Annotated in this window: 14 protein-coding genes and 1 tRNA gene; 8 read left to right on the forward strand and 7 right to left on the reverse strand. The window is 38.9% G+C overall.

The window, feature by feature from the left end:
* Positions 1 to 154 precede the first annotated feature (154 nt).
* Together OK025_RS07310 and OK025_RS07315 are read left to right on the forward strand one after the other, a co-directional pair.
* A complete protein-coding gene (locus tag OK025_RS07310) occupies positions 155 to 520 on the forward strand; it encodes a metallophosphoesterase family protein (RefSeq protein WP_317668932.1) in 366 nt (121 codons plus the stop codon).
* On the forward strand, positions 517 to 2,160 hold the full coding sequence (locus OK025_RS07315; RefSeq protein ID WP_317668933.1) for a PQQ-binding-like beta-propeller repeat protein: 1,644 nt from the start codon (positions 517 to 519) through the stop codon (positions 2,158 to 2,160). The genes OK025_RS07310 and OK025_RS07315 overlap by 4 nt, the downstream gene beginning before the upstream one ends.
* A 197-nt stretch (positions 2,161 to 2,357) precedes the next feature.
* Here the strand turns inward: OK025_RS07315 and OK025_RS07320 are convergent, their stop codons facing one another.
* Both OK025_RS07320 and OK025_RS07325 read right to left on the reverse strand, forming a co-directional pair.
* On the reverse strand, positions 2,358 to 2,993 hold the full coding sequence (locus OK025_RS07320) for a carbonic anhydrase family protein (RefSeq protein WP_120335688.1): 636 nt from the start codon (positions 2,991 to 2,993) through the stop codon (positions 2,358 to 2,360).
* 82 nt (positions 2,994 to 3,075) lie between these two features.
* Positions 3,076 to 4,062 carry a phosphotransferase gene (locus OK025_RS07325; RefSeq protein WP_317668934.1) on the reverse strand — a complete coding sequence of 329 codons (987 nt, stop codon included), beginning with the start codon at positions 4,060 to 4,062 and terminating at the stop codon, positions 3,076 to 3,078.
* Positions 4,063 to 5,372: 1,310 nt separating this feature from the next.
* Between OK025_RS07325 and OK025_RS07330 the strand changes: the two genes are divergently transcribed.
* From OK025_RS07330 to OK025_RS07345, 4 genes are all read left to right on the forward strand, one after another.
* The gene (locus OK025_RS07330) at positions 5,373 to 8,909 is read left to right on the forward strand and encodes a DUF5977 domain-containing protein (protein WP_317668935.1); all 3,537 of its coding nucleotides are present in this window, start codon (positions 5,373 to 5,375) and stop codon (positions 8,907 to 8,909) included.
* An 11-nt stretch (positions 8,910 to 8,920) separates the two neighbouring features.
* Entirely contained in the window at positions 8,921 to 12,295 is a 3,375-nt protein-coding gene (locus tag OK025_RS07335; RefSeq protein ID WP_317668936.1) for a DUF6443 domain-containing protein, read from the forward strand.
* 5 nt (positions 12,296 to 12,300) lie between these two features.
* Positions 12,301 to 12,915, forward strand: a complete 615-nt coding sequence (locus tag OK025_RS07340) for a hypothetical protein (protein WP_317668937.1) — start codon at positions 12,301 to 12,303, stop codon at positions 12,913 to 12,915.
* 117 nt (positions 12,916 to 13,032) lie between these two features.
* On the forward strand, positions 13,033 to 13,611 hold the full coding sequence (locus tag OK025_RS07345; RefSeq protein WP_317668938.1) for a transposase: 579 nt from the start codon (positions 13,033 to 13,035) through the stop codon (positions 13,609 to 13,611).
* 138 nt (positions 13,612 to 13,749) lie between these two features.
* Here OK025_RS07345 and OK025_RS07350 read toward each other — a convergent pair.
* Positions 13,750 to 13,821, reverse strand: a tRNA-Glu gene (locus tag OK025_RS07350).
* A 140-nt stretch (positions 13,822 to 13,961) separates the two neighbouring features.
* Between OK025_RS07350 and OK025_RS07355 the strand changes: the two genes are divergently transcribed.
* Complete coding sequence (locus OK025_RS07355) at positions 13,962 to 16,478, forward strand: family 20 glycosylhydrolase (protein WP_317668939.1); 2,517 nt, start codon at positions 13,962 to 13,964, stop codon at positions 16,476 to 16,478.
* A gap of 189 nt (positions 16,479 to 16,667) precedes the next feature.
* Here OK025_RS07355 and OK025_RS07360 read toward each other — a convergent pair whose 3' ends face one another.
* The 3 genes from OK025_RS07360 to OK025_RS07370 form a co-directional block, all read right to left on the reverse strand.
* Positions 16,668 to 19,157 (reverse strand): TonB-dependent receptor, encoded by a 2,490-nt coding sequence (locus OK025_RS07360; RefSeq protein WP_317668940.1) that lies wholly within the window; start codon positions 19,155 to 19,157, stop codon positions 16,668 to 16,670.
* A 162-nt stretch (positions 19,158 to 19,319) separates the two neighbouring features.
* Entirely contained in the window at positions 19,320 to 21,248 is a 1,929-nt protein-coding gene (gene nagB, locus OK025_RS07365) for a glucosamine-6-phosphate deaminase (protein ID WP_201669845.1), read from the reverse strand.
* A gap of 141 nt (positions 21,249 to 21,389) precedes the next feature.
* A complete protein-coding gene (locus OK025_RS07370; RefSeq protein WP_317668941.1) occupies positions 21,390 to 22,538 on the reverse strand; it encodes a methionine aminotransferase in 1,149 nt (382 codons plus the stop codon).
* 72 nt (positions 22,539 to 22,610) lie between these two features.
* On the opposite strand from OK025_RS07370, the gene OK025_RS07375 reads away from it, so the two are divergent.
* Positions 22,611 to 23,294 carry a TlpA disulfide reductase family protein gene (locus OK025_RS07375; RefSeq protein WP_317668942.1) on the forward strand — a complete coding sequence of 228 codons (684 nt, stop codon included), beginning with the start codon at positions 22,611 to 22,613 and terminating at the stop codon, positions 23,292 to 23,294.
* A 153-nt stretch (positions 23,295 to 23,447) separates the two neighbouring features.
* Here the strand turns inward: OK025_RS07375 and radA are convergent, their stop codons facing one another.
* Positions 23,448 to 24,833 (reverse strand): DNA repair protein RadA, encoded by a 1,386-nt coding sequence (gene radA, locus OK025_RS07380; RefSeq protein ID WP_317668943.1) that lies wholly within the window; start codon positions 24,831 to 24,833, stop codon positions 23,448 to 23,450.
* Positions 24,834 to 25,006 lie beyond the last annotated feature (173 nt).

The following is a 25,006-nucleotide window of genomic DNA, read 5'->3' on the forward strand; positions in this document are numbered from 1 at the left end:
TAAAAATCCAATGCAATCGTTGATTAAAAAAACATTATCATATTTTTTGTTTTTAATACTAACTTAATACACACTACCTAATAACCCCAATGCCCGCTTTTTATCTGTCACTGTACCCAGTGGTTACAAGGCGACGAAAACACATTATATTCCATTGCGCGCGGATGCCAAAAATCTAGATTTCGCTTTAGTCAAAGATGCGGTTCAACAAAACGATTTTCTACGCTTTATCCAAATCACAGATACAGAAACGCCGTTGTATGGACCCTGGATTGATAATGTCAGAAACTACGCCAAGCAACAGCGTGCAAGTCTGATCATGCATACCGGAGACATCTGCTATGAACCGGGTATGCTTTTTCATGCCAAGCAGGTCAACAGTGAACTCATGGGCAGACCGACCTATTATACCGTCGGCAATCACGATCTTGTCAAAGGTGAATATGGCGAGAAGCTATTTGAGGATCTTTTTGGACCGACTTATTACTCGTTCGATGCCGGGCCGGCTCACTTTGTGTGATCTTTATTAACCATGACTACTTTGTAGGGCCTGACTTTGTCCTTAAAGGAGAAAAAGAACAGATCGATTTAAAGCCATATAACCTTAAGGCTTGGTTCTATGGACACTGGCACAACAATTTCGTCTTCAAACAAAATGGTGTCTATGTGGTTTGTTCCAATGCCCCTAACAAAGGTGGTATTGATAATTCTGCCGCACAGTTTGTTGTCGTCGATATTGACAAACAAGGTATCAAGAATATCAAGCCGATCTACACAAACTTACGTGATCACGTCCAGTTGGTACGGCCCATGGGCAATCAGTCGTTAAATGCTGACCAAACGCTGCCTATACTGGTCAACGCCTACGATAGTGAGCGACAAATACAGGGCGTAGACCTCACTGTATACGCACATGAGACCGGAAATCGCATAAGCTCGATTTCGCTGAAAGCCTCCGGAGATTGGACATGGCAAGCAAATGTTCCTTTCCAAAAACAAAATCACAAAGGACAATACGATGCGCTTATCACGATTCGCTACGAGAATGGCGAACAGACCTTAAAGAAAGAAACGTTTAGCCTCGCGCCAGCAGAACATGATAAGATCAAACTACAGTGGTCCACTTCAGTCAATGGAAATATCTGGAAAACAAGCCCTCTGGTAGTTGGCGATAAACTTTTTATAGCCACAATGGATGATGGCATAGGAACCAATCATGCAATCAAAGCCCTGGATAGACGGAGTGGAAAAGTATTGTGGTCTCTGCCAACGATAAATTCCATTAAGCATAAATTACGTTTCAGTGATGGTATATTGTTGGCCACCGATGTTGAAACCAATGTCTATGCGATAGATGCAAATACAGGTAAAATCCTGTGGACAAAGAAACCTTCGGCCCCAAGTCTCCCGACCTTTGTTTCTGGCGCTGCGCTTGACAACGGGATCTATTATACTGGATTAGGAAAACGAATGTCTGCGATTGATATCCATACAGGCAAACCGTTATGGGAAGGTGTAGAACCGTCAGGCGGAGAGGCTACTCCAGCAGAGCTATCGGTTGTCGGTCAAGTTCTTTTAGCTGGATACAACTGGAATGCACTCTGTGCTTATGATATCCATACCGGAAAACTGCTCTGGAAACGTCAGGAAGATGGTTTACGTTTTAGAAGTGGCGGGGTAACAGCTCAAAAGGATTACATCTATACGACCGGCCTCAATGGCATCTTTAAGATCGATCTAAAAACGGGAGAAATCTCACAGAAGAGCATTAAAACCGACGATTTTAAGGTGATGACTGCACCAAAGATCAGTGAAAACCTTTTGGTTATGCCAACTTCCACCAACGGAATAAAAGCCTATGATCTACAGACTCTGGAAGAGAAGTGGCATTTTCCCACTGGAGAAGCGCTAGTTTATTCTTCTGCATACAGTAGTCCTGATAACCATAAACTGGTCGGCACAGTTGAATCTGCAGTTATTGAAGTCAAAGACAAGTTAGTTTTTGGTGCTTCAGACGGCTATGTCTACGTCCTTAATAAAGCGGGTAAACTCCTATCAAAATTCAACCTGGGTTCGCCCATATTTTCAGACATCACAGTGGATGGCGATTTGATTTATGTGGCTGATTTCGCAGGAAATGTTTCGTGCTTTAAACTCTAGCATTTATACATAGAACAAAAAAGGGAGGTGCTAACTTTAAAATGAGTTAGCACCTCCCTTTTTCTTTTATTCTTAAAAAGTGTACACTCCCATTCGACTTATGATCAGCGAATCTTGGGATACCTAATCTTACCTAAAGTTAGCTACGGTTGTTCATCTTTTATAAGCGACAAAACCTGCTTGTCAGTTTCTACAACTTACAACCAACTTACGCTACCGGTCTCAACGTCATAGTTTGCACCAACAATCTTAATTTTACCCTCTTCTTCAAGTTTACGGAGCGTTGAACTTTGTCTGCGAATGTCACGGATCGCATGTTTAATGTTCTGTTGATTTAGTTTTTCAAGCAACACACTATTTTTAGAAGAACGTTCTTCCCCCTGATCGATCACCTCATTAATGATCGGGTCGAAATGATTAATCAAATGATTTAGGTTATCCATTCCCATGCCCTCGATCTGTGCCGCATCCAATCCTCCTTTTAATGCTCCACATTTGGTATGCCCTAGAACGACAACAAGTTTAGAACCGGCCACATTGCAACCAAACTCCATCGAACCTAAAATATCCTGGTTGACAAAATTTCCGGCAATCCGGATACTGAAGATGTCGCCCAATCCCTGATCAAATATAAGTTCAGCTGAAGTACGGCTATCGATGCAGCTTAGCACCACGGCAAATGGCCATTGTCCCTCACGCGTAGCGTTCACCTGTTCGAGTAGATCGCGGTTAGCTTTCAGATTATTAACAAAGCGCTGGTTTCCCTCCTTCAGGAAATCTAATGCTTTTTCAGGTGTAATCGTCGATTGTGTTTCGTACGTATGTGCCTTCATAAAATTTTATTATTTGGAATATTAAAGGTAAAATTAATACGTTACATTTTAATTACCAATAGGAGAAAATACCTGTAATTTCTTACATAGCCCCAGTGATTTCGTTCTTTGTGTAATAATCCATCCAAGCTTTAATTCTTCCAACAAACATTTTAAGATAGTTTTCTGTCAAAAATATGTTGGACCAATCAAATCTTTGTGCCTGTACGCCCAGATAAAAAATAAAAATAGAAGCGCCGGCTTTTGGTATTAAGCTGAGCTCTTTTTCAGATAAAAATCTAGTGCTCTGGTACCCCCGCAAGAAGCTTTGCATTTTTAATTCATACTGCGCTTTATCTGATTCTATGAAAAACAGTTGTTTACAGAAATATCCAACATCTAAAATTTGCCATCCATTTCCACAAAAGTCAAAGTCAAAAATCGTAATCTCCTTTTCGTCTGTAATGGCCATATTATCATACCATATATCCATATGTATAATTCCGGTTTTCGTATTATCGAAATCTGAATTTTGAAAATTTTCTCCAAACTCCCTAATGAATTCCATTTCTGGCAAGTTGTCTGAAAAGAATTGTCTTAAATACGCATAAGGTAGTTCTATAAGAGACGTCTTATGATAAGATACTCGGTTAATGTTCTTGTTTTCGGTATGGTTGTGCATATTCGCCATTAGAACACCTATTCGAAAACAAGTTTCCTTGTCCATAAATCGAATTTTCTCACCTTGAGCAAAGGAAAAAAGTACAACATATCGGATTCCTTCAGGTGCATTTATTTCTTGAATGAATGCTCCGTCTTTATCTTCAATTGGAAAAGAAACACTTAAATTTTTATTCTTCAATGACTTCAAAAGTTCAATCTCTTCAATAATTTCGATTTTTGACCTCCAATTATGACTATAAACGCGCAAAACATATTTCGTTTCGGTATTGGAAAGAAAATACGTGTGATTCATTCCTGTTCTGAATAGGGTACAATTGTATTTGTCGTCTAGGCCATATCTATCTTTCACAAAATCTCCTAATTGTTTGGCAGAAAGAGTAGAGGCTATAACCGGAAATGTTGTCATTTTTTTTTCTGGAAGTTAGTATTGGTTTTTTTAGATACTAAAAGACAAAAAAAGCTTGCAATTCATATTGCAAGCTTTTTTTAAGTTTTAATCTTTCGATCTGTAGCCCGTAGGGGAATCGAACCCTACTTGCATCAATCTATTTATCAGTATTTTACAAACCTTCTATTTCCCTACTCACCGAATAACTCACTGGTTTGATATACATTTTAGCTGCAAGTGATTATAAATAAAGATAACGCAAAAAACTAAGATATTCACCTTAAAAGATAAAAAATATAGCCTTTTGTTTCTTTCAGTAAGATATATTATTTGCTGGCTACGGAAGTTTCGCACTAATATAGATTTCTTATAGGTTTTGAACTGATTAAGATTATTGTTAGAATATATAAATCGCAGTAAGTCACATAAAAAGCCCCATAAATATGGATTTTGGTAGGAACAAAAAAACGAGAATCTTAATAAGAGTAGTTCTCATAAAATTCATTGAAGTTGAAGCACTATATTTGAATAGTATATACACAATATTATAAATGCCATATAGTTAGAAAAGTCCAATCCCAGCTTTCGAAAAAAATAGTGTACTTACTCAAGTTATAAAGCATACAGAATACCAAACTTCGGTTGCAAAGTATCTAGCTGATAATTATAATCTAAAATACTTTACTCTCTTATTACTGCCCGAAATAATTTCTGTTAAAAAAACTCGAATGCCAGAAGATGCCTTCCGTGCCTGAAAACTCTAAGAATAATACAGACGCGACACTAACATCAACGTAAAATTATTTATCTGTAACCTAGTTAATTAATTAAAGTAATGAGGTGGTATTGCAAGAAATATATTTAAACAATTTGAATTGCAAAATATATTTATTAAATTCAAATATGAATTTTGGTGTCAAGGTCTATTTATCATAATTGATATCCTTTAACCTTAATTATCAATCTATACGATTTAAAAAAGTAAGCCGTAACCTGTTTTTCCAGTTTTCACGTTCGTATCACCTGGTATTAGTATAATATCTCTATTGTTTCTTTTGTTTATCTGAAAAGAATATTAATTGAGATGAAAGTGATTTAAATCAGTTAATTATTGACTTTAATTTTCTTAAAATGATTAAATACACTTATTACTCAAACTTTTTGCTGTTAGTGTCCTCACGCCTGCAGTATTGTTTAATAATATCAAGGGGTAAAAAAGTAGAATATTTGACACTTTTCCTTTCAGGATAACAAACCCAGTTTCTTTTCGTCAACGATTATCTGTCAATTTCTTTAGATAAATAAATTCTCTAATCAACTAATTATTTATGAAAAAGACCATCAAACTTAGGTTAATGGGATTAAGGATATTTTTAAGAGCCAATTACATAATTGCAGGCTTTATTTTACTATTTTCCGGCCAGCTTTCAGCACAGCACAATAACCAATTGAATTTCGTAAATATTCCTCCTAATCCGATAGTCGCCAAATTACCGGTATTTGATAAATATGAACCGATTTTGTCTTCGGGAATGGTCAACGTTCCCATAGATATTTTTGACCTCAAGATTGGCGATTATGCTATGCCCATAAAACTTGTGTATAGCACAAAGGGTATTTCTATTGAAGATTCGCCCATACCTTATGGATATGGATGGGCGCTTAATCTCAATCCAAAAGTAACCAGACGCGTCGTTGGAAGGAAAGATGAAGGTTTTCCTTTTAAGGACACTTATAATTCTAGTAATAGTAACTGGGGAAGCCGGATTCCCGGTGGTGGTGGTGATTATGGAGACTTTTATGAACCTCTCAAAGGTATCGTTAGGCCGGAAGAAGGCCTTGCTTACTATCAAATGCAATACAGTGATTTTTACGATAGTCAGCGGGATATTTTCACGCTACAACTGCCAAATAAGAGCATTACATTTATTATTTTAAATATAAATGGAATTTTTGAGGCTAGAGCCTATGGTAATAATATCAAAATACAGATCACCACGACTTCAGGGCAATATTCCGATATTGTTGGATTTAAAGTCATCGATGAAGACGGAACTGAATATATCTTTGGAAACAATACTGGAGATACAACCAATACTTTCCTTGAGAATAATGACAATGTCAATGTTACCTGGCTATTGCGTGAAATCACCTTGATCAACAAACAGAAGATCAAATTTACCTGGGTGGAAAACAACGTCAGCTCCACGAAGCCATCAACTAATGTACCAGTAACATTAAACGATAACAAGAGTGAAGATAATGGAGACGGTACAGCAAGTTCTCCTTTTGTAGGTGATTACGGAGGCATTATAAATATTGCATCCTATGGCAATAATTATATAAAAATGTTGAAAACCATCGAGTTTAGCAATGGAGATGTGACATTCAATTATTTTACTGGTTTGGAAACGATGATCAGCTCCATTGAAATTAAGGATGCAACGAAAACTGTAATAAGCAAGGCTACGTTTACCTATGGCGCAAAGGATGGTACGATGGGGTATCTACTTTTGCAGTCGTTGAAAGTAAACACTGAAACCTATTCCTTTGTATATGATGCGAACCGCTTTGACAAATCGTCTCCAAAAATTGATTACTGGGGGTTTTACAATGGTAAAAATAATGTAAATCAGGTTCCAAAGGTTAACCTAAATACTTATACCAATTACTCCTATGTCAGTGAGAGTATTAGTCCCTATGGCATACCAATCGGTTACGCGGACAAAACCGTGGATACAGCCAAGATGAAAGCTTTTATGCTGCAACGGGTTAATTTGCCCACTGGTGGATATGTCAAATATGATTACGAGCCACATCAATTTAATTACACAGTTAGCTCTCCAGGTTTTTCAGATATCCCGTTGGTACCAAATACAGGTGGCGGACTCCGCGTAAAATCCATTAAATTCTATAATGCTAATGGCTCCCTTCAGTTCGATAAATCCTACAAATATGGAAAGAATGAAAGTGGACTAGCCAATATCAAACTCGTTCCAACCTTGGCCGATTTCATCGATGAACATTATATATTTAGTTATTATAGTAGTTATAATGGAAATATGCCTTTTATTAAGACTATAGCCAACAGAACCGTTGCTATAAAATCCCTTTCGGATCATAATGCCTATGATTTTGGCAATTCCGGATTTTGGTACGATCAGGTGACAGAGTACAGTGCAGGAGGCAAGAAAACAAGTTACTTTGAATTTAAGGATGATGATATCGGCAAGCTGGAAGCAACCAAACTCTTCAATAAAAGATTTACGACATCTGTTCATACTTTATTTCAAAATGGCCCCAAAATTAAGCGGGAAGAAATCTTTAAAGGAAATGGAGCTTCTTTTGACACTGTAAGTATCAAGGATTATCTCAACGAGGGCTATTACTATCAAGGTGACCTCCCAATAAAAAATATGCTTATTGATAGGAAAATTACTGCGATTTTTATATCTGGGACATCTGGGGGAAGAGATCCAATACATCCTTCGAATTCATCACTCTTCCCCATCGCATATGGTGGCAACTTTGGTTTTAATGTAGGTACTTATTACATCTATCCGTACATTAACAGATTGATCAAGGAAACGACTACTGATTTTACAGTTAACGGTAAAGTTATCAGCACTCAGTCTTACGAATATTCGTTAACTAAACCTAATACTGTCATAAAGACTACGAAAATTGCAAGCAAACTGAACGAGACTATTTTGACGACTTTTAAGTTTCCGTGGGATTTCTCAACCACAATAGCTCAGGCGATGGTCAGCCAGAATGTAATTTCATCGCCGTTGGAGACAGAAACAACGAAAAATACGTCAAAAGTGTTAGAGAGAAATACTTTTTCCAACACACTTTCTGTAACTAATGGTCTGCTCTTATTAAATAAAAAAGAACGTCTTATTAACAGTATACTTTCCGAACAAGTACAGGTCACAAAATTCGATTCTTATGGAAACCCGATGGAGGTAGTCGGACTTTCAGGTAAAAAAGACACATATCTCTGGGGATATAGCGGAAATTATCTCATAGCCAAGTTTGAGAATACCACTAATTCAGAACTTCAGACAGCTCTGGGAGTGAACTACCAATCTATTGTTGATAATCTCAACAAAGCAGCGGTGATGGACAATTATATCACAACTGTAGTCAGTGGTCTCCGTACTTCCCTGCCTTATAAACTCATTACTAGTTATACTTATCGTCTTTTGTATGGAGTGTCGAGTAAAACCGATCCTAGTGGTAAAACCGAATTTTATGAATACGATAATTATGGAAGACTGAGTACGATCAAGGATTATAATGGTTATATCATAAAAGCATTCTGTTATAATTATGCAGGTGAAAATGTAAATTGTCATCCAATATTAACGGTATATAAGAATGCTACATTAAGCAAATCGTTTACACGCGACTGCGGTGTTGGATACCAGGGAAGTACAGTCTCGTATAATGTGCCTGCAGGAAAATATTCATCAACAATATCGCAGCAGTATGCTGATCAAATGGCGCAAGATGATATAGATACAAACGGACAGAATTATGCTAATGCTAATGGTATTTGCAATGCGTTAGCAGTTAATTTCTATGCCTATAATTTTACAGTATATCCAGTAACTATAACTTTCAGTCCAACATTTTCTGGTGGAACTTATACACAGATTAGTGTTCCTGCCAACTCGAGCTACCAGGTACAGATCAAGGCGGGAAACTATTATCTCGACATGAACACGGCATACAATTTTAATGCGGCCTATATGATGAGCTGTGGATTCTATGCTTTTGGACCCTCCGCTTCCTTTCAAAATGTGAATATCTCAGATTCGGGCTGTTCCTCACTTGATGTTGATAATTATACACCTTAAAAGCCTGTACAATGAAAAAGATATATTTAAAAAAGTTGTTATCATGGGCAATAAACACCGGTAACAAACTTAAAGAGCGAAAGTGTTTTTCTGATCAGGTTATTGGAATAAAAGTAATTAGATACAAGGTGTTGATGCTTTTACTCTTATTGTTTTCATCGTTCCTTGCTCAGTTAGTTTATTCGCAGACACCTACTGGTACGGTCGCATATACCATGGAAATTGTACCAAGACAACCCTACAAAACTCTTGCTGCGATGGCTGGTAAACCTGTCGATTCAGTAAACCGTACAATCAGGTACTTAGATGGTCTTGGAAGGCCCTCTCAAATACTGGATTGGCGCGGAAGCCCTTCTGCGAAAGATTTTGTAACCCATATTGAGTACGATACAAAAGGAAGAGAGACTACGAAGTATCTACCCTATGCAGAGAAAACAGCTAACGACGGAAGTTTTAAAACCGCTGCAAAGGCGACTCAGCTTGCTTTTTATTTGCCAGGAGGAAGCGACACTACATTCAAGCAGACAAACAATCCATTTTCTTTGACTGTATTCGAAAATAGTATATCAAACCGGATTCAGGAACAGGGATTTCCGGGGGACGTTTGGCAGCCAGCTGCCAGCAGATCAACTAATGGACGTACAATTGTTACAGAATACGGGACAAATGTAGCCAATGAAGTGAGGGCTTGGACAATAAACGCATCTGGAGCTTCTAGCACAACTTTTTATCCAGCAGGTAAGCTTTTTAAGACTGTAACAAAAGACGAAAATTGGATAACAGATAGTGTTAAGGGCAGAACTGTGGAAGAATTTAAGGATTTTGAGGATCGAATTGTCCTCAAAAGAACCTGGGAAACTAAAACAAAGTCACAGAGTACCTATTATGTCTATAATGACTTTGGAGATCTTAAATATGTTCTTCCGCCCAATTTTACAGGGACGACTTTTCAGGATAATGTCGGTGATTTTAACGAACTCATTTACGCTTATCGTTATGATAATAGAAGGCGTCTTGCTGAGAAGAAGATTCCTGGAAGTGGATGGCAATATATGGTATACAATGAGGATAATTTAATGGTATTGATACAGGATGCAAATCAGCGAATTTTGAATCAATGGACCTTTATTAAATATGACTCTTTTGGACGTATCGCGATAACAGGCAAATTTATACAGAATTATGCGAGCCAGAAGGCTGCGCAGGATTCTGTCAATAAAGTACCTAAGTATTACGAGGAAAGGCTCGGTACAGGAGAATATACTAATAACGCTTTTCCAACTATTTCTGGGGTTACAAATGCTTATTTAACGAATTTTTATGATGATTATCTATTTACAGGAAATAATAATAGCGCTTTACAAGCTGTTGGAATCACTAAAAGCTTAAAGACGAAAGGTCTTGTAACAGCGGTTCGGAAAACAAGGGATGATGGAACTGCGCCGATGTTAGCAATATATTACTACGATGATTATGGTCGTATAATACAAAAGGCGACACAGAGTCATATAGGGGGTACAGATCTCGAAACGATTACTTACAATTTCATAGGGAATATCTTAATTAATAAAAGAGAGCACCGCACTACACCGACTGGAACGCCAACGACTATCCTGACAACAAATATTTATGACCATAGAGGTCGGCCTCTTATCGTGAAGAAAAAGATTGGTACGCAGGCAGAAATTATTCAAAGTAAATCAATATACAATGAACTTGGGCAATTATTGAGCAAAGGATTTCACAGTGAAGACAATGGAACAACATTTCTATCTACTACTAAATATAAATACACCGAGCGGGGATGGTTAAAAGGAATGTATTCCAATGAATTCAGTGAAACTCTTTTTTATGTAGATGGTGGCACAGTACAATATAATGGTAATATAGCTCAGCAACGTTACAAAAATGGTACACCTGCAGCTGGCATCATGGATTATCAATATGATGGATTGAACCGCTTGAAAAGTGGTTCAGGTACCGGAGCTATGTTAATAACTGAAAATTTAAAATATGATGACGTTGGGAATCTAACTAGTCTAAAAAGAGAGTCGGGAAGTGAAATAATTTATAAATATTTAAGTTCTGGAAAGAGTAATAAAATAGACAGCTTAAAAGGAGGCATTATCGCTAAATATAGCTATGATGCCAATGGCAATACATTGAAGGACAGAACTGGTCTCGATTTCACTTATAATTATCTAAATTTGACAAAAACAGCAAGTAAAACCGGAACCAATGTAACCTATCTATATGATGCCACAGGGATTAAACTTCGTAAAAATACTACTGTAAACTCGATTTCTTCCGAACGAAATTATGTTGACGGCATCGAATACAATATGAATGGAACTGGTTTAGGCTCGATTGAACGAATTTCGACGGAAGAAGGCTTTCTCTTAAATAGTTCAGGAACATTTAGCTATCATTATTACTTAAAAGATCATCTCGGCAATGTCAGAGTTGTGCTAAAAAAAGATGTCAGTCCAACTATTCCGGTAATTGTTCAAAGACAGAATTATTATCCTTTCGGTAAGACAAAATCAATTTTGGTTGGGACGAATAATAATTATCTTTACAATGGCAAGGAAATGCAGCAAGATGTTGGGAGCCAATTGGATTATGGAGCCCGTTTCTATGACGCGGAGATAGGTAGATGGAATGTAATTGACCCTTTGGCGGAGAAATATAGGAGATGGTCACCATATAATTATGCGATAGACAATCCAATAGTATATGTTGACCCAGACGGAAAAGATATTATTAATATTGCTGGAGGAGTTCAATTTACCCTAAATGACGCTCAAATAGCTCTTACTGCAATGCAACAGCAATCTAGTTCCAACGGCTCTTTAGATTTGAACAAAATTCATTTCGTTTACGAAAAACTAACTCCAAATATTTACAATCATACCTTAAGTTCTTTTAGAAAGGGAAAGCCAACTGTTTTGCATTATGACTCTGATAAATCACGACGAAATGACAGAAGAAAAGCGGCACTCAAAGGAAAAGATTATATGAGAGAGCCAGGCAAATCTTTAGATGAATATCCTTACGCTTCTACTTTCGAGGGCGGAGAAGGTGCTGAGGTTGCAGCTGTCCCTATCAGAGAGCAAAGTATACAAGGAGGGCAGCTTGGAGGATTTGGAGGTTTATATTCTAAATTGAAGCAAGGAGACGCCTTTACGGTAATTCCCATACCGAAAGATAGGGAACCTGAAGATGTAACAGTGCCCGCAACTCAACCTGTTTCTACCGCGCTTAAAGTTGGAACTGGCGTGGCAGCAGGTATAATATTATGGGAAGTGGTAAAATGGGGCGGGGCAATATTATTAGTACCGGAAACAGGAGGAGCATCTATTCCTGCTGCGATGGCATTACCATAATTTATATGATAAATATTCAGATGAAAGGTTTAATTTGGTTTGCAATCCTAAGTATGGTTGCTAATATTAGTTCTAGTAATATTAATACAAGCGCAATGAGAATTTATAGCTTTAAATTTAATACAGATTATCATCAGTTTTACATTGAAGATGGCAACGATGAGAATAAAGGAAGTGCTTCATCAGAGGAGTTTTGGGATGAAAAAGCTTTTAATGAGAGACTTGCAATAACAAATAAAGTTATCGGTGTAGGTGTAGAAAGTTTTGGCAACGATATCAAAGGTGATATAACACTATTAGAAGGACCTAGTAACAATATAGATTACGACAAATATGATCATATAGTAGAGGGAGGAATTGATATTCAATCCGGTGAGCTCCAGTTATTAGACTGTCCATATCACAAAATACAACTATCCATAAAGGTAATTCCGGGAAAATATAGAGTCCGAGTTTACTCTTCTAATTTGGGGAGTGTAAAGGATCCAGATATTGCTAATGAGACAGATAATGATTATTACCATATCGAAATTTGGAAAAATGAAGAAATGGAACGAAAAGTTTTAAAACAATACACGAGGAGAGATTTCGGCGATATTGACCGCCTGAGTTCGGAATAAGGTGACCAGTAGTCAACGTTTGTAAACCCATTCTGTACTACCAATAATAGGACGATACAATTACGACAAAGTTGTAAACCTATAATCGAACGATACAATAGAGCAAGCAGAAGGCGTGTGGTCGACCGGTTCCATGTTCAAAAGTTAGCTTACGATGCAGTGCAGGAACTTCGTATTAAGTATCGTTGGGAAGTATTGGATGCGGAAAGCAAGAAGATAATGGAATCGCGAAAGAGAGGAATCCCATATGAACCCGAGTTGTTGCCTAATGGAGACACGCTCAAACAGCTACTGGCTAGATCCAGACACCTCTTGTTCAAGCACCCAAGCCGATGGTCCGAAAACCAGAAACACCGAGCTGAATTGTTGTTCATGCGGTTTCCCAGGCTAAAGCTCGCTTATGACCTTGGAATTGCCCTGGGTGACATATTCAATAAATGCCAGGACAAAAAGATAGCATTTACCAAACTAGGACTGTGGCATAATCAGGTTGAAAATGCGGGCATCGCTTCATTTGAGAGCGTAGCAAGATCCATTCCAGCGCATCATCAATACATTCTACACTACTTCGACAATAGAAGCACCAATGCTTCAGCAGAATCTTTCAATGCAAAGCTCAAAGCGTTCAGGGGTGTCTTTCGCGGTGTAAGGGACACCACATTCTTCCTATATAGAGTAATGAAATTGTATGCTTAAAAACTTCTCCTCCCCCAAACTTTCGGTATGATCCACTTTTTTCTTTGGATTTATTATAGGTTTTGTAGATACTGAAAAACAAAAAAGCCTGCAAATGTTTAATTTGCAGGCTTTTGTACGTTTTGACTTTTAGATCTGTAGCCCGTAGGGGAATCGAACCCCTGTTTCAAGAATGAAAATCTTGCGTCCTAACCCCTAGACGAACGGGCCGTTTTCTGTTTCGGTGTGCAAATATAGAAATATTTATAAATGTGTCAAAATTTTTATCTTTTTTTTATTCATATTTTTTAAAATAGATCATAAAACCCTCTAGAATAGCTATATTTAGAGTCATTGAAAAAGTAACCAACATGACTAATTTTAAAAAAATCAAAAACCCGCTACTCTATGCCGGACTGGGCTTGGCTTTATTAAGCCAGGAAGCCTATGCTCAAAAGTCGAGTGCAATCGCGGATCAACTGCAACTTACCTGGAAGGTTAAAGACGGACAGAATATCCGTAAAAATCCGGTATCCACCCTAATTTTAAAAAACAAGGGGAAAAGTGCTGTTCAACTCAACGACTGGAGCCTCTGGTTTAATTTTATCCGATCTATTGATCCCGATAAGGTCGACAAACGTTTTGCGATAGACCACCGAAACGGAGATCTCTTTCAGGTTAGCTTTAAGAAAAATAACTTTTTATTAAATGCGCAAGATACAGTCCACATCGATTTTATCACGACTGGACTGGTCAATTATACGGATGGGCCAATTGGTCTATACCTAAAAAATAATAAGACTGGGCTTGCAACAAATATTTCGGATTATTCTGCGGTTAAAATTGCTCCCCAGTCGGACGCTGAAAAAATCGATTACTTTGCTTATAAATACGATCAAAACAAGCTGGTAGAGGGTGCAGTAGCACAGCATATCATCCCTTTACCAAGCAATATCAGCATCAATAATAACGAGAAATTCAACCTATCGACAGGTACAAAACTGTTTGTTGACCATGAATTTGCTAGCGAAGGAGGCTTTCTGACAGATTTCCTGACCAGCTATTCAGGCGTTAAGCTAGCAGCTTCATCCAGTCCACAAGGCGGCATTGAAATTGTCAAAACAAACAACTTAAAGCCCGAATCCTATCACTTGACGATTGGTGCTAAAGGTATACAAATAGAGGCTTCTGATAAAGCGGGTGCATTTTATGCCATACAGTCGTTAAAATCGTTGATCAATCACAGCCAATGGAATAAAGCCACAAAATCGATCACATTACCATTCGGTAACATTGAAGATAGCCCGCGCTATGGTTACCGTGGATTTATGCTGGATGCTGCCCGTAATTTCCATAGCAAAGCCGAGGTTTTAAGAATATTGGATCTCATGGCTTCCTACAAATTGAACAAGTTCCATTTCCACTTCATTGACGACGAAGGTTGGCGACTGGAAATCCCATCTTTACCCGAATTAACGGCTATCGGAGCCAACCGTTCCGCTAATTTTGAAGATGGAAAGGCAATACAGTCTGCTTATGGATCTGGCGCTACCGCTAAGCCGCATCAATTCTACAGTGTTGCTGACTATATCGAAATTTTAAAATATGCTCAGGCAAGACATATAGACGTCATACCAGAGGTAGAAACTCCTGGTCATGCCCGCGCAGCGATCAAAGCAATGCGCGCGCGTTTTGCACATTACTCAAAACTTGGCGATAAACAGAAGGCGGAGGAATTCCTGCTGGACGATGCAGAGGACAAATCCGTTTACAATTCTGCACAAAACTGGAATGACAATGTCATGAACCCTGCCCTACCTTCAACCTATCACTTCCTGAGCAAGGTGATCGATGAAATCAAAGCGATGCATGATCAAGCTGGAGTTCCGTTGAAAATTATCGATTTGGGAGGCGACGAGACGCCAAGTGGTGTTTGGGAAAAATCGCCAAAGGTATTAGCCTTTATGAAGGAAAATAATATCGCTAATGTACTCGATGTATGGCCACTGTATATTACCAAAATTAATACCCTTGTTCAAGAAAAAGGGTTGACGATGTCTGGATGGGAAGAAATGGGTATGCGCAATAAAGGAAAAGGCATGGTTGTCAATGCCGATCTAGGAAAATCCGGCATCCATTTGAATGTATGGAACAATCTCCCGGGCCAAGGACAGGAAGACCTCGCTTATCGATTGGCAAATGCAGGATATAAAGTTGTTTACACGAGCGCTGCAAACAACTACCTGGATATGTCTTGGGACCGTGATTTTGCTGATCCAGGACACAGTTGGGTCGGTACGGTTAATCTGAATAGAACATATTCATTTTCTCCTGAAAATTTCTTCATCAATCTGCGCAAGGATGACACCGGAAAAGATCTTAGACCAGAGGCATACACCAATAAAGAACAGCTTACAGCGGAAGGGAAGAAAAACCTCCTCGGTATCAAAGGTGCCTTATGGGCAGAAAAGGTATCTACTGACCAACGTCTTGAAGAAATGATATTTCCACGTTTAATAGCGATTGCTGATCGCGCGTGGGCACCCGAACAACCCTGGGAAAAAGGGAATTCTTTTGACGAGGCTACTTATCGTAAATCGTATACCTCCTTTATCAAAAAATTAGGTGAGGATGAATTGAGAAAACTGGATAGGATAAATGGAGGCTATACCTATCGACTTCCTAAAATTGGAATCAAGAAAGAGGGTAGCCAACTCCTTATCAATACCGATTATCCCGGTTTCAAAGTCTATTACAGCGACAACGGCACTACGCCAACATTGAAATCCAAAATAGTGAACGGTCCGATACCATTCCAGACTGGAAAGAAATACTTATTTAAAGTATTTGATGCAAAAGGACGATCAGGTGATGTAATCAGCTATTAATTCATTGGGACGCAAAATGATAAACGCTATTATCGTTGACAATAAAAAAAAGCTGCCTAAAATAACATCAGTCACTTCAAAAATCGACTGTTTGAACCGGCACTTAAGCTGATAAAGGCAAAATAGAATAAAAAAAGGGCTGTCCAAAGAAGTTGGACAGCCCTTCTGTTTTATATAGATATTGTATTCTTAAAACTTATAACTCAATGCAACAGCAGCATTTCTTGGATCGATCTGATTAATAAAACCACCTCGGAAGTATGAATTCAATCCAATCTCATTGGTGATATTATTCACAAAGACTTTCGCATCAAATTTGCGCCATTTGTATCCCACCTGTGCATTTAATGTGGTATAAGCTGGCATATTGAAAGGTTCTGTACCATAATATTCGCCATGTCCATTTGGCGTTAAGCTATATTCATTGACAGGTCGGTCTCCAACATAATAAACGCCCGCACTTAAACTCAGGTTCCGAAGAGCTCCTTGATCAAATACATATTGTATCCATGCATTTGCCGTATGTTTTGGCGCATTCATCGGTGCCGATCCATCCATATAAGATGGTGAATTTTTATATCGTGCATCTAAATAAGCATAGCCCAACATCACAGTCAAATTTTCCAATACGCGACCGTTCAACTCAGCCTCAATACCATCGCGTACCAAATCCCCAGCCTTAAAGTATAATCCTGTAGGATCATTGGTTCCGGCCTTATACTCCGCATTGGTCAAGTTAGAGGTATAAATATGGAAATAGGTTAAATTGAAACGTAACCGATTATTCAGCCAATCGGATTTAATTCCCCCCTCAAATTGTTCGGTTTTAGAAGCACCTGCTGCTGTACCATCGGTTAATGGATTCGCAGCATTCCTTAAATTCGTTGAGTTTGTATAAGACCCAAATACATTAAAATTCTCAAATGGCGTAACTATCACCCCCGCCATTGGATTCCATGCAGACTCCCTTTTATTACCGTTTGATGTGAAATCTTTTGTTGTAATTTCGGAATAACGTAAACCTAATACAGCCTTAATGTATTTATTAAATTCAATAACATCCTGCCCCATAAATCCGATAGAAGAATAATAACTTCGTACGGGAGTTCCTGCCGTATAAGCAATTTGCTTTCCTTTTCGCTGGTTACCCAATGAATCGACATAGACAACCTCGGATAGGTCATTTACCCAATCGCCGTGAATATCAATAATATCAATTACAGAACTATTTTGATCGGCTTTTTTCAAAAGAACATTTTTCTCCAGCGGACTTAATTTTCCTGTGAAAGAAGTTGTTGTCGCATCAGCAATACGATAGTCCACCCCGGCTTGAACCAAATGTTTTACTTTGCCCGTATAAAGATCTTTTCCGATCAAGTCAAATTGAAAAGTTTTATTCTTGTCATCGCGCAGGTTTTTGCTCATTGAGCGCGAGAATGTATTATATTGTTTTGCATCGTCTTTAATCAATGAGGAAGAAGATGATTGGTTATCAACCTGGTAAGATGATGTTGCAATAGAAGCTCTGATGCTCCAGCGATCGGTCAATTCATGATTGATCTGAGCCATAAAGCTCTTCATCTCTGTATTATTATTATCGGAATTGAAGCCCAAAAACTTATTGTTCGGGATAACATATAACGCATTCACGCCTTGCGAAGGATTTAAATTGACTGCGGAATTAACCGGCGTGCGATTATCGTTAAAATAATCACCCTCCAAAGTAATTGTCGTCTTATCCGTTGGTTTCCAAGCTAAGGATGGATTTAGATAAACACGGTTGGAAGATACACTTTTGCGGTAGCTATCGCTACGTTCATAAGCGCCATCCATTCGAAAAGCAACGGTCTCTTTCTTATCTAGTACCGTTTGGAAATCAAAGGTTGGGCGGAATTGCCCCCAGCTTCCTGCACGGACACCAACCTCTCCAGAATTCGTGAAATTAGGGGTTTTAGTGACCACATTAATTACCCCACCAGCATTACCAATATCCGTAATAACGCCCTGTGTAACCGCAGCAGACCCTTTAATCATTTGAATAGACTCCACACCTTGCATATCCACGACTCCAGATGCAGTCTGAAATTGAGAGTCCATCCGCACACCGTTCTTCAATACAGGTACCCCTCTGAAACCACGTGTTGACAAAGATTCTTTAACACCCCCATAAGAACCAAACAAGGTTACCCCCGGAATATTTCTTACAGCATCCGTCAACGTCAGAATACCCTGATCTTGAATGACCTTATTGGAGATGACAGAAATACTCTGAATTTGATCCGAAGGTTTCAATGGCATACGTGTAATCATTTCCAAGCCTTTTGGCTTTTTGTTGCGTTCACCAAACACTTCTACCTCATCAATTGCCTGCTCATTGCTCACTAGGGTGATTGGATCAATAATCACTTCAGGGCTCTTCGTGCTAAAAACATAATCAATAACGGTGGTTTGGTAGCCCATATAAGTGAATTTAATCACCGTATTTTGGTCGATGCCATGTAGTCTAAAATGACCTCTATGGTCTGTACGGACCTTTTTATCTCCGATTGAAACGGTTACTGAACTTAAGGGATTATTTTGTATATCGACGACTTTACCTTTGACGATTCCCGAGGTTTGACCATATACTGCACCTCCGATTAAAAATGTAGAAGCAAGAGCTAGTAAGTGTTTGTCCATGTTAATAATTTTGGGTAATTATTTTTAATTATTCTAAATAACACCGCAAAGGTATAAAAAATAACTTATTTAGAATGATTAAAAATAAAAAAGTCCCGAACCACCTCAGGTTCAGGACTTTTTTATGTCGTCAGACAGTTATTTTATAGTCAGACAATTATTCTAGTCAAATTTCCATCTTACGAACGCTTCAATAGCTTCATAATTTGCAAGACCTAATTGGTCATATAAAGCTGCGGTTTCGCTTGTACGGTCTTCAGCACGTACCCAGAATTCACGTGGATCATCTCCAGGGAATACAGGTAAATCTTTTTGAGATTGGTGTTTGAAGATGGCTAAACGTTTGCGATAAACTTCTTGTGGAGATAACGGAACGGCCATTTGGATCTCGTGGATCGGGTATTCATGCCATGCTCCTCTGTATAACCATAACCAACAATCTTTGGTCCACTCATCTGTCTTGCTCAATCTGCTCAATGCTTCAAACAAGATATCGAAACATACTTTATGCGTACCGTGTGGGTCAGCAAAGTCACCTGCAGCAAATACCTGGTGTGGTTTTACCTGACGCAACAATTCCATTGTTTGTTGAATATCATCTTCAAAAGATACATTTTTTGAAAACTTCTGTCTATCATAGAAGGGTAGATCCTGGAAATGGATATTTTCATCGGGCAAACCAACCAAACGAGCTCCTGCGATCGCCTCACCCTTACGGATCAATGCTTTGATTTTACGCACAAGTTCAGTATCGATCTGATTTGGTTTTTTTGTCGCAAAAATTGCTCTTTCCTCATCATAAATTCGACCGATCTGAGAAGCTTCCGCCTCTGCCCCTATTTGTTTAGCTAAATCTTCAGCAAACTCCAGATAACGTACCACGTCATCATCCCAAACAGCTGTATTACCACAAGTTTGGTAAGCAACATGGACATTGTGTCCTTGGTCTGCCAGACGAATAAATGTACCCCCCATCGAGATGACATCATCATCCGGGTGTGGAGAAAATACAATTACATTTTTCTTCGCCGGATTGGCACGCTCAGGACGTTGTGAATCGTCAACATTGGGTTTACCTCCTGGCCATCCCGTGATCGTATGTTGAAGTTCGTTGAATATACGGATGTTGATATTATATGCCGGACCGGTTTCTGTAACCAACTTGGCCATCCCGTGTGCATTATAATCCTCGTCGGTAAGTTTCAGGATTGGTTTTTTGATCTCTAACGCTAACCAAACGACTGCTTTTTTAATTAACGAAGGTGTCCAGGTAACATCTTCAGCCAACCAAGGAAGATCAAAACGTGTCAACAATGAAGCAGCAGCTTCATCAAGAATAAATTCAACGTTATCTGATAATTGAAGATAAGTTGCAGGAATCTCTGCGGAGATTTCACCCTCAACTGCTTTTTTAATGATCTCAGCCTTTGTCTCGGTCCAAGCCATCAAAATGATCTCTCTCGCTTTAAAAATTGTACCTACACCCATGGTAATCGCTTTTGTTGGTACATTTTCTTTTCCACCAAAAGCACGTGAAGCATCGCGACGGGTCAAATCGTCCAACGTTACGACACGTGTACCTGAGTTAGGTGCAGAACCTGGCTCATTGAAACCGATATGGCCGGTACGGCCAATACCTAATAATTGAATATCTAAACCTCCAGCAGCTGTAATTTTCTGTTCGTAAGCCTCACAGAATGCATTTACTTGGTCAGGAGCTAAGGTACCATCTGGAATATTTACATTGGCTGCATCAATATCTACGTGGTCGAACAGGTTTTTGTTCATAAAGGTCACATAGCTCTGATCAGCGTCAGGTTGCATCGGGTAGTATTCGTCAAGATTGAAGGTAATCACGTTCTTAAAGCTTAAACCTTCTTCTTTATGCAAACGAATCAATTCTTGATAGACTTTTACCGGTGTGGCACCAGTAGCAAGGCCCAGAACAGCTTTCTCACCTTTCTCTTGCTTTGCACGAATAATTTCAGCAATACGATTTGCAACGTTTTTCGAAGCTGAATTTTGATCTGGATAGACGCTCACAGGGACTTTTTCGAAGCGCGTTTCTTCCAATAAATTTAATCTAGCCATTTTATGGGTATGTTGATAAACGTGAATTACAAATTTATAAAATTAGTACCTCAAGTTGAAGTAAAATTTTAATAAAGTCGTTCTTTCTTAGCGATATTTTAAATAAAACCTTTTAGCTATTCTGTTAGCTCAATAATAGGGTTATACCTTATTCAAAATCTCGACGGCTTTTAATAGCGTTTCATCCTTTTTAGCGAAACAGACCCGCAAAACTTGTTGATTTGTAGCTTCTTTATAGAACGCCGAAAGTGGGATTGTTGCAATTTTGTGTTGTCTAGTTAACGAACAAGCAAATTCAAATTCCTTCTCCTGACTGATAGCACTATAATCTATATTAAGGAAATAAGTTCCTTCGCAAGGAAGAATCTTAAACCGGGATCCCTTTAATCCATCCTTCAACAAATTCCTTTTCCGCTCAAAAAAATCCGATAGGCCTTTGACATAGCTTATATCCTCCAGATATGCTGCGATAGCGAATTGCATGGGCGTATTTACGCTAAACACATTGAACTGATGTACTTTTCTAAATTCTTGCGTTAATTGCTCCGGGGCGATGCAATAACCAATTTTCCAACCTGTTGTATGCAATAACTTTCCAAAGGAAGCAATAACAAAACTTCGCTCCCGCAAGGTGGGTATCTCCAGTACCGATTGGGGCGAAACACCATCGAAAACAATATGCTCGTATACCTCATCGCTCAGCAACAACGCATGGGTACCTGATAACAAATCTCCAAGTTTAATCAATTCTTCTCTACCAAGTACTTTGCCTGTTGGATTATTCGGATTATTGATGATGATTAAACGGGTTTTGGAATTAATTAACGTAGCTACGTAATCCCAGTCAATCTGAAAATCCGGAGCTAATAATCGCACGGGAATAACTTTACCACCGAACAACTCGATCGTCGGCGCATAACAATCGTATGCCGGTTCAAAGATAATAACCTCATCTTGTGGCCTTACAACTGTGGCAATAGCTGTAAAAATTGCTTGTGTGCCGCCAGACGTCACAGTAAGCTCCGTTGTAGCATCAACCGACACGTCATAAACTTCACGATATTTTTTGGCGATAGTATCACGTAATGTCTGTGCCCCAATCATTGGCGCATACTGGTTATGCCCCTGTTCCATTGCCTTAGAAACCAATTGAACCAACTTCGGATCGGTCTCAAAGTCAGGAAAACCTTGCGACAGATTTAAGGCTTGCTGCTCATTGGCAAGCATCGTCATTTTGGTAAAGATCGTCGTACCGACATGTGGAAGTTTAGAAGTTAGGTTGAAGTTCATTTTTTGACATTTTATTAATCTACTAAATTAGTGGATTTTCTTATATTTGTAAATATATATAAGAATAATAACATGATAAAATACATCACACTACTTTTTTTAGTTCTGCCATTCTTTGGTTCTGCACAAAAAAAAGAACTTACCAAAGAGGAGTATATTGCACGCGTTAAGGCTGCTCCGGATTCTATATCGACATTGGTTGACTTGCGTAGAGTCGGCGGTTATGATCCAGTATATACCGAGCTTCAGGCGCTCTATAATACCTTGGGTAAAAATGTCAAGAATTCAAGTGAAGGGAAAGAGTTCCAAGACTACTTAAATACGTTGGAAACGGTTCAAATTGGGAAAATAGCACCCGCGTTTACGCAAAATGACACTACTGGTAACCCTGTAAAGCTTTCGGACTTTAAAGGAAAGTATGTTCTCCTTGATTTTTGGGCATCTTGGTGTCCCGATTGCCGTGTCGAAAGCCCAGATCTTGTAAAAACATATCAACAATTTAAAGGTGAAAACTTTGAAATATTGGGTATATCCTTTGACAAGGATCGCAATTCCTGGATTAAAGCCATCCATGCAGATAAATTGCACTGGCGTCATGTTTCGGATCTTAAACGTTGGCAAAATGACGTCGGAACATTATACGGCGTAAAATCTATTCCTCAGAATGTACTGATCGATCCCAATGGGAAAATCGTCGCCAAGAATTTACATGGTGATGCTTTACGCGCGAAATTGAAAGAAGTCCTGAAAAAGTAAACTATAGATGATCCATAAAAAAGACCATGCTTTAGTAAAAGCATGGTCTTTTTATTTTTATTCTTTGGAAAACCCCATTTTTCTGAAAAAATCTATTTTAAGATGATCCCGGTAAATTAGGATATTAAACCATTGATTGCCCCTTTTTCTCGCTTAGCCAAACAAAGCACTGAAGATGTCCTCCAATTTGGCAACCGGACGAATGGCAATATTATATTTTTTAGCATCCAATCCTTTGGTATTGAATTTAGAAATAAAAATACCATCAAAGCCCAACTTCTCGGCCTCCTGTATACGCTGTTCAATGCGATTTACGGCCCTTATCTCGCCCGATAAACCAACCTCACCGGCAAAAGTCAGATTGGATCGAATCGCGATATCTTGTTGTGAAGAAATAATTGCAACAACAACAGCCAAATCGATCGCAGGATCTTCAACACGCAAGCCACCCGCAATATTCAAAAACACATCCTGTGCACTTAACCTAAAACCAAAGCGTTTCTCCAAAACAGCCAACAGCATATTTAATCGCTTCGTATCGTAACCTGTAGAAGAGCGTTGGGCATTTCCAAACGCCGAGTTACTCACCAGTGCCTGTACTTCAATCATCATAGGGCGCATTCCTTCGAGCATCGCCGCAATGGAAACACCACTAACAGGTTCATCGCGCTGGGAAATCATAATCTCCGAAGGATTCGACACTTCCCTTAGCCCCGACCCCTGCATTTCATAAATACCGAGTTCTGAAGCAGATCCAAAGCGATTTTTTACAGCCCGTAAAATTCGGTATACATGATGACGATCACCCTCGAATTGAAGCACCGTATCCACCATATGCTCTAAAACCTTGGGGCCTGCTATAGACCCGTCCTTCGTAATATGCCCTACAATAAAAACAGGTGTACTGGTTTCCTTTGCAAACCGCAGCAATTCTGCGGTACATTCGCGTACCTGAGAAACCGACCCTGGCGCCGATTCAATTTGTGCGGAATGTAAAGTCTGTATAGAATCTATGACAATGACATTCGGCTGTACTGTCTCAATCTGCTTGAAAATATTTTGAGTCGATGTCTCGGTAAGGATATAACAATTTGCTTTAGAAGATTGTGACAATCGCTCGGCCCGCATCTTAATTTGCTGTTCGCTTTCTTCTCCAGATATATAAAGTGTCTTGACTTGGGGGATCGATAAAGCGAGCTGTAACATCAACGTAGACTTCCCAATACCGGGTTCGCCTCCGATAAGTACCAAGGATCCCGGAACGATACCACCACCAAGAACCCGGTTAAATTCCTGATCAGGAGTCAATATCCGTAATTCATCCTGATAGACAATTTCGTGGATGATCGCAGCTTTATTCGCTCTTTTCGTGCTTCCACCTGTGGTAGAACTGCGCCATTCGGGCACTTTTGAGCTCGTCTTTTCGACGACTTCCTCAACAAAACTATTCCATTGCTTACAAGAAGGGCATTGTCCCATCCATTTGGGAGACTCGTAGCCACAGTTTTGACAGAAGTATGCTGATTTTGATTTTGCCATGCTACGAAATTACAAATTTATAGCTGTTAAAAGCGTAATATCATGCCCCATACGTATTATATTACCCAGGATATTACGCAAGGACTGATCAACCTTTCCATAATGCTACTTCTATGGCGGCTTAAGTCAATATACAGTATATTACATATTACTAGCTACCACATCACTATTTT

The organism is Sphingobacterium sp. UGAL515B_05 (genome assembly GCF_033097525.1).
GTDB lineage: Bacteria > Bacteroidota > Bacteroidia > Sphingobacteriales > Sphingobacteriaceae > Sphingobacterium.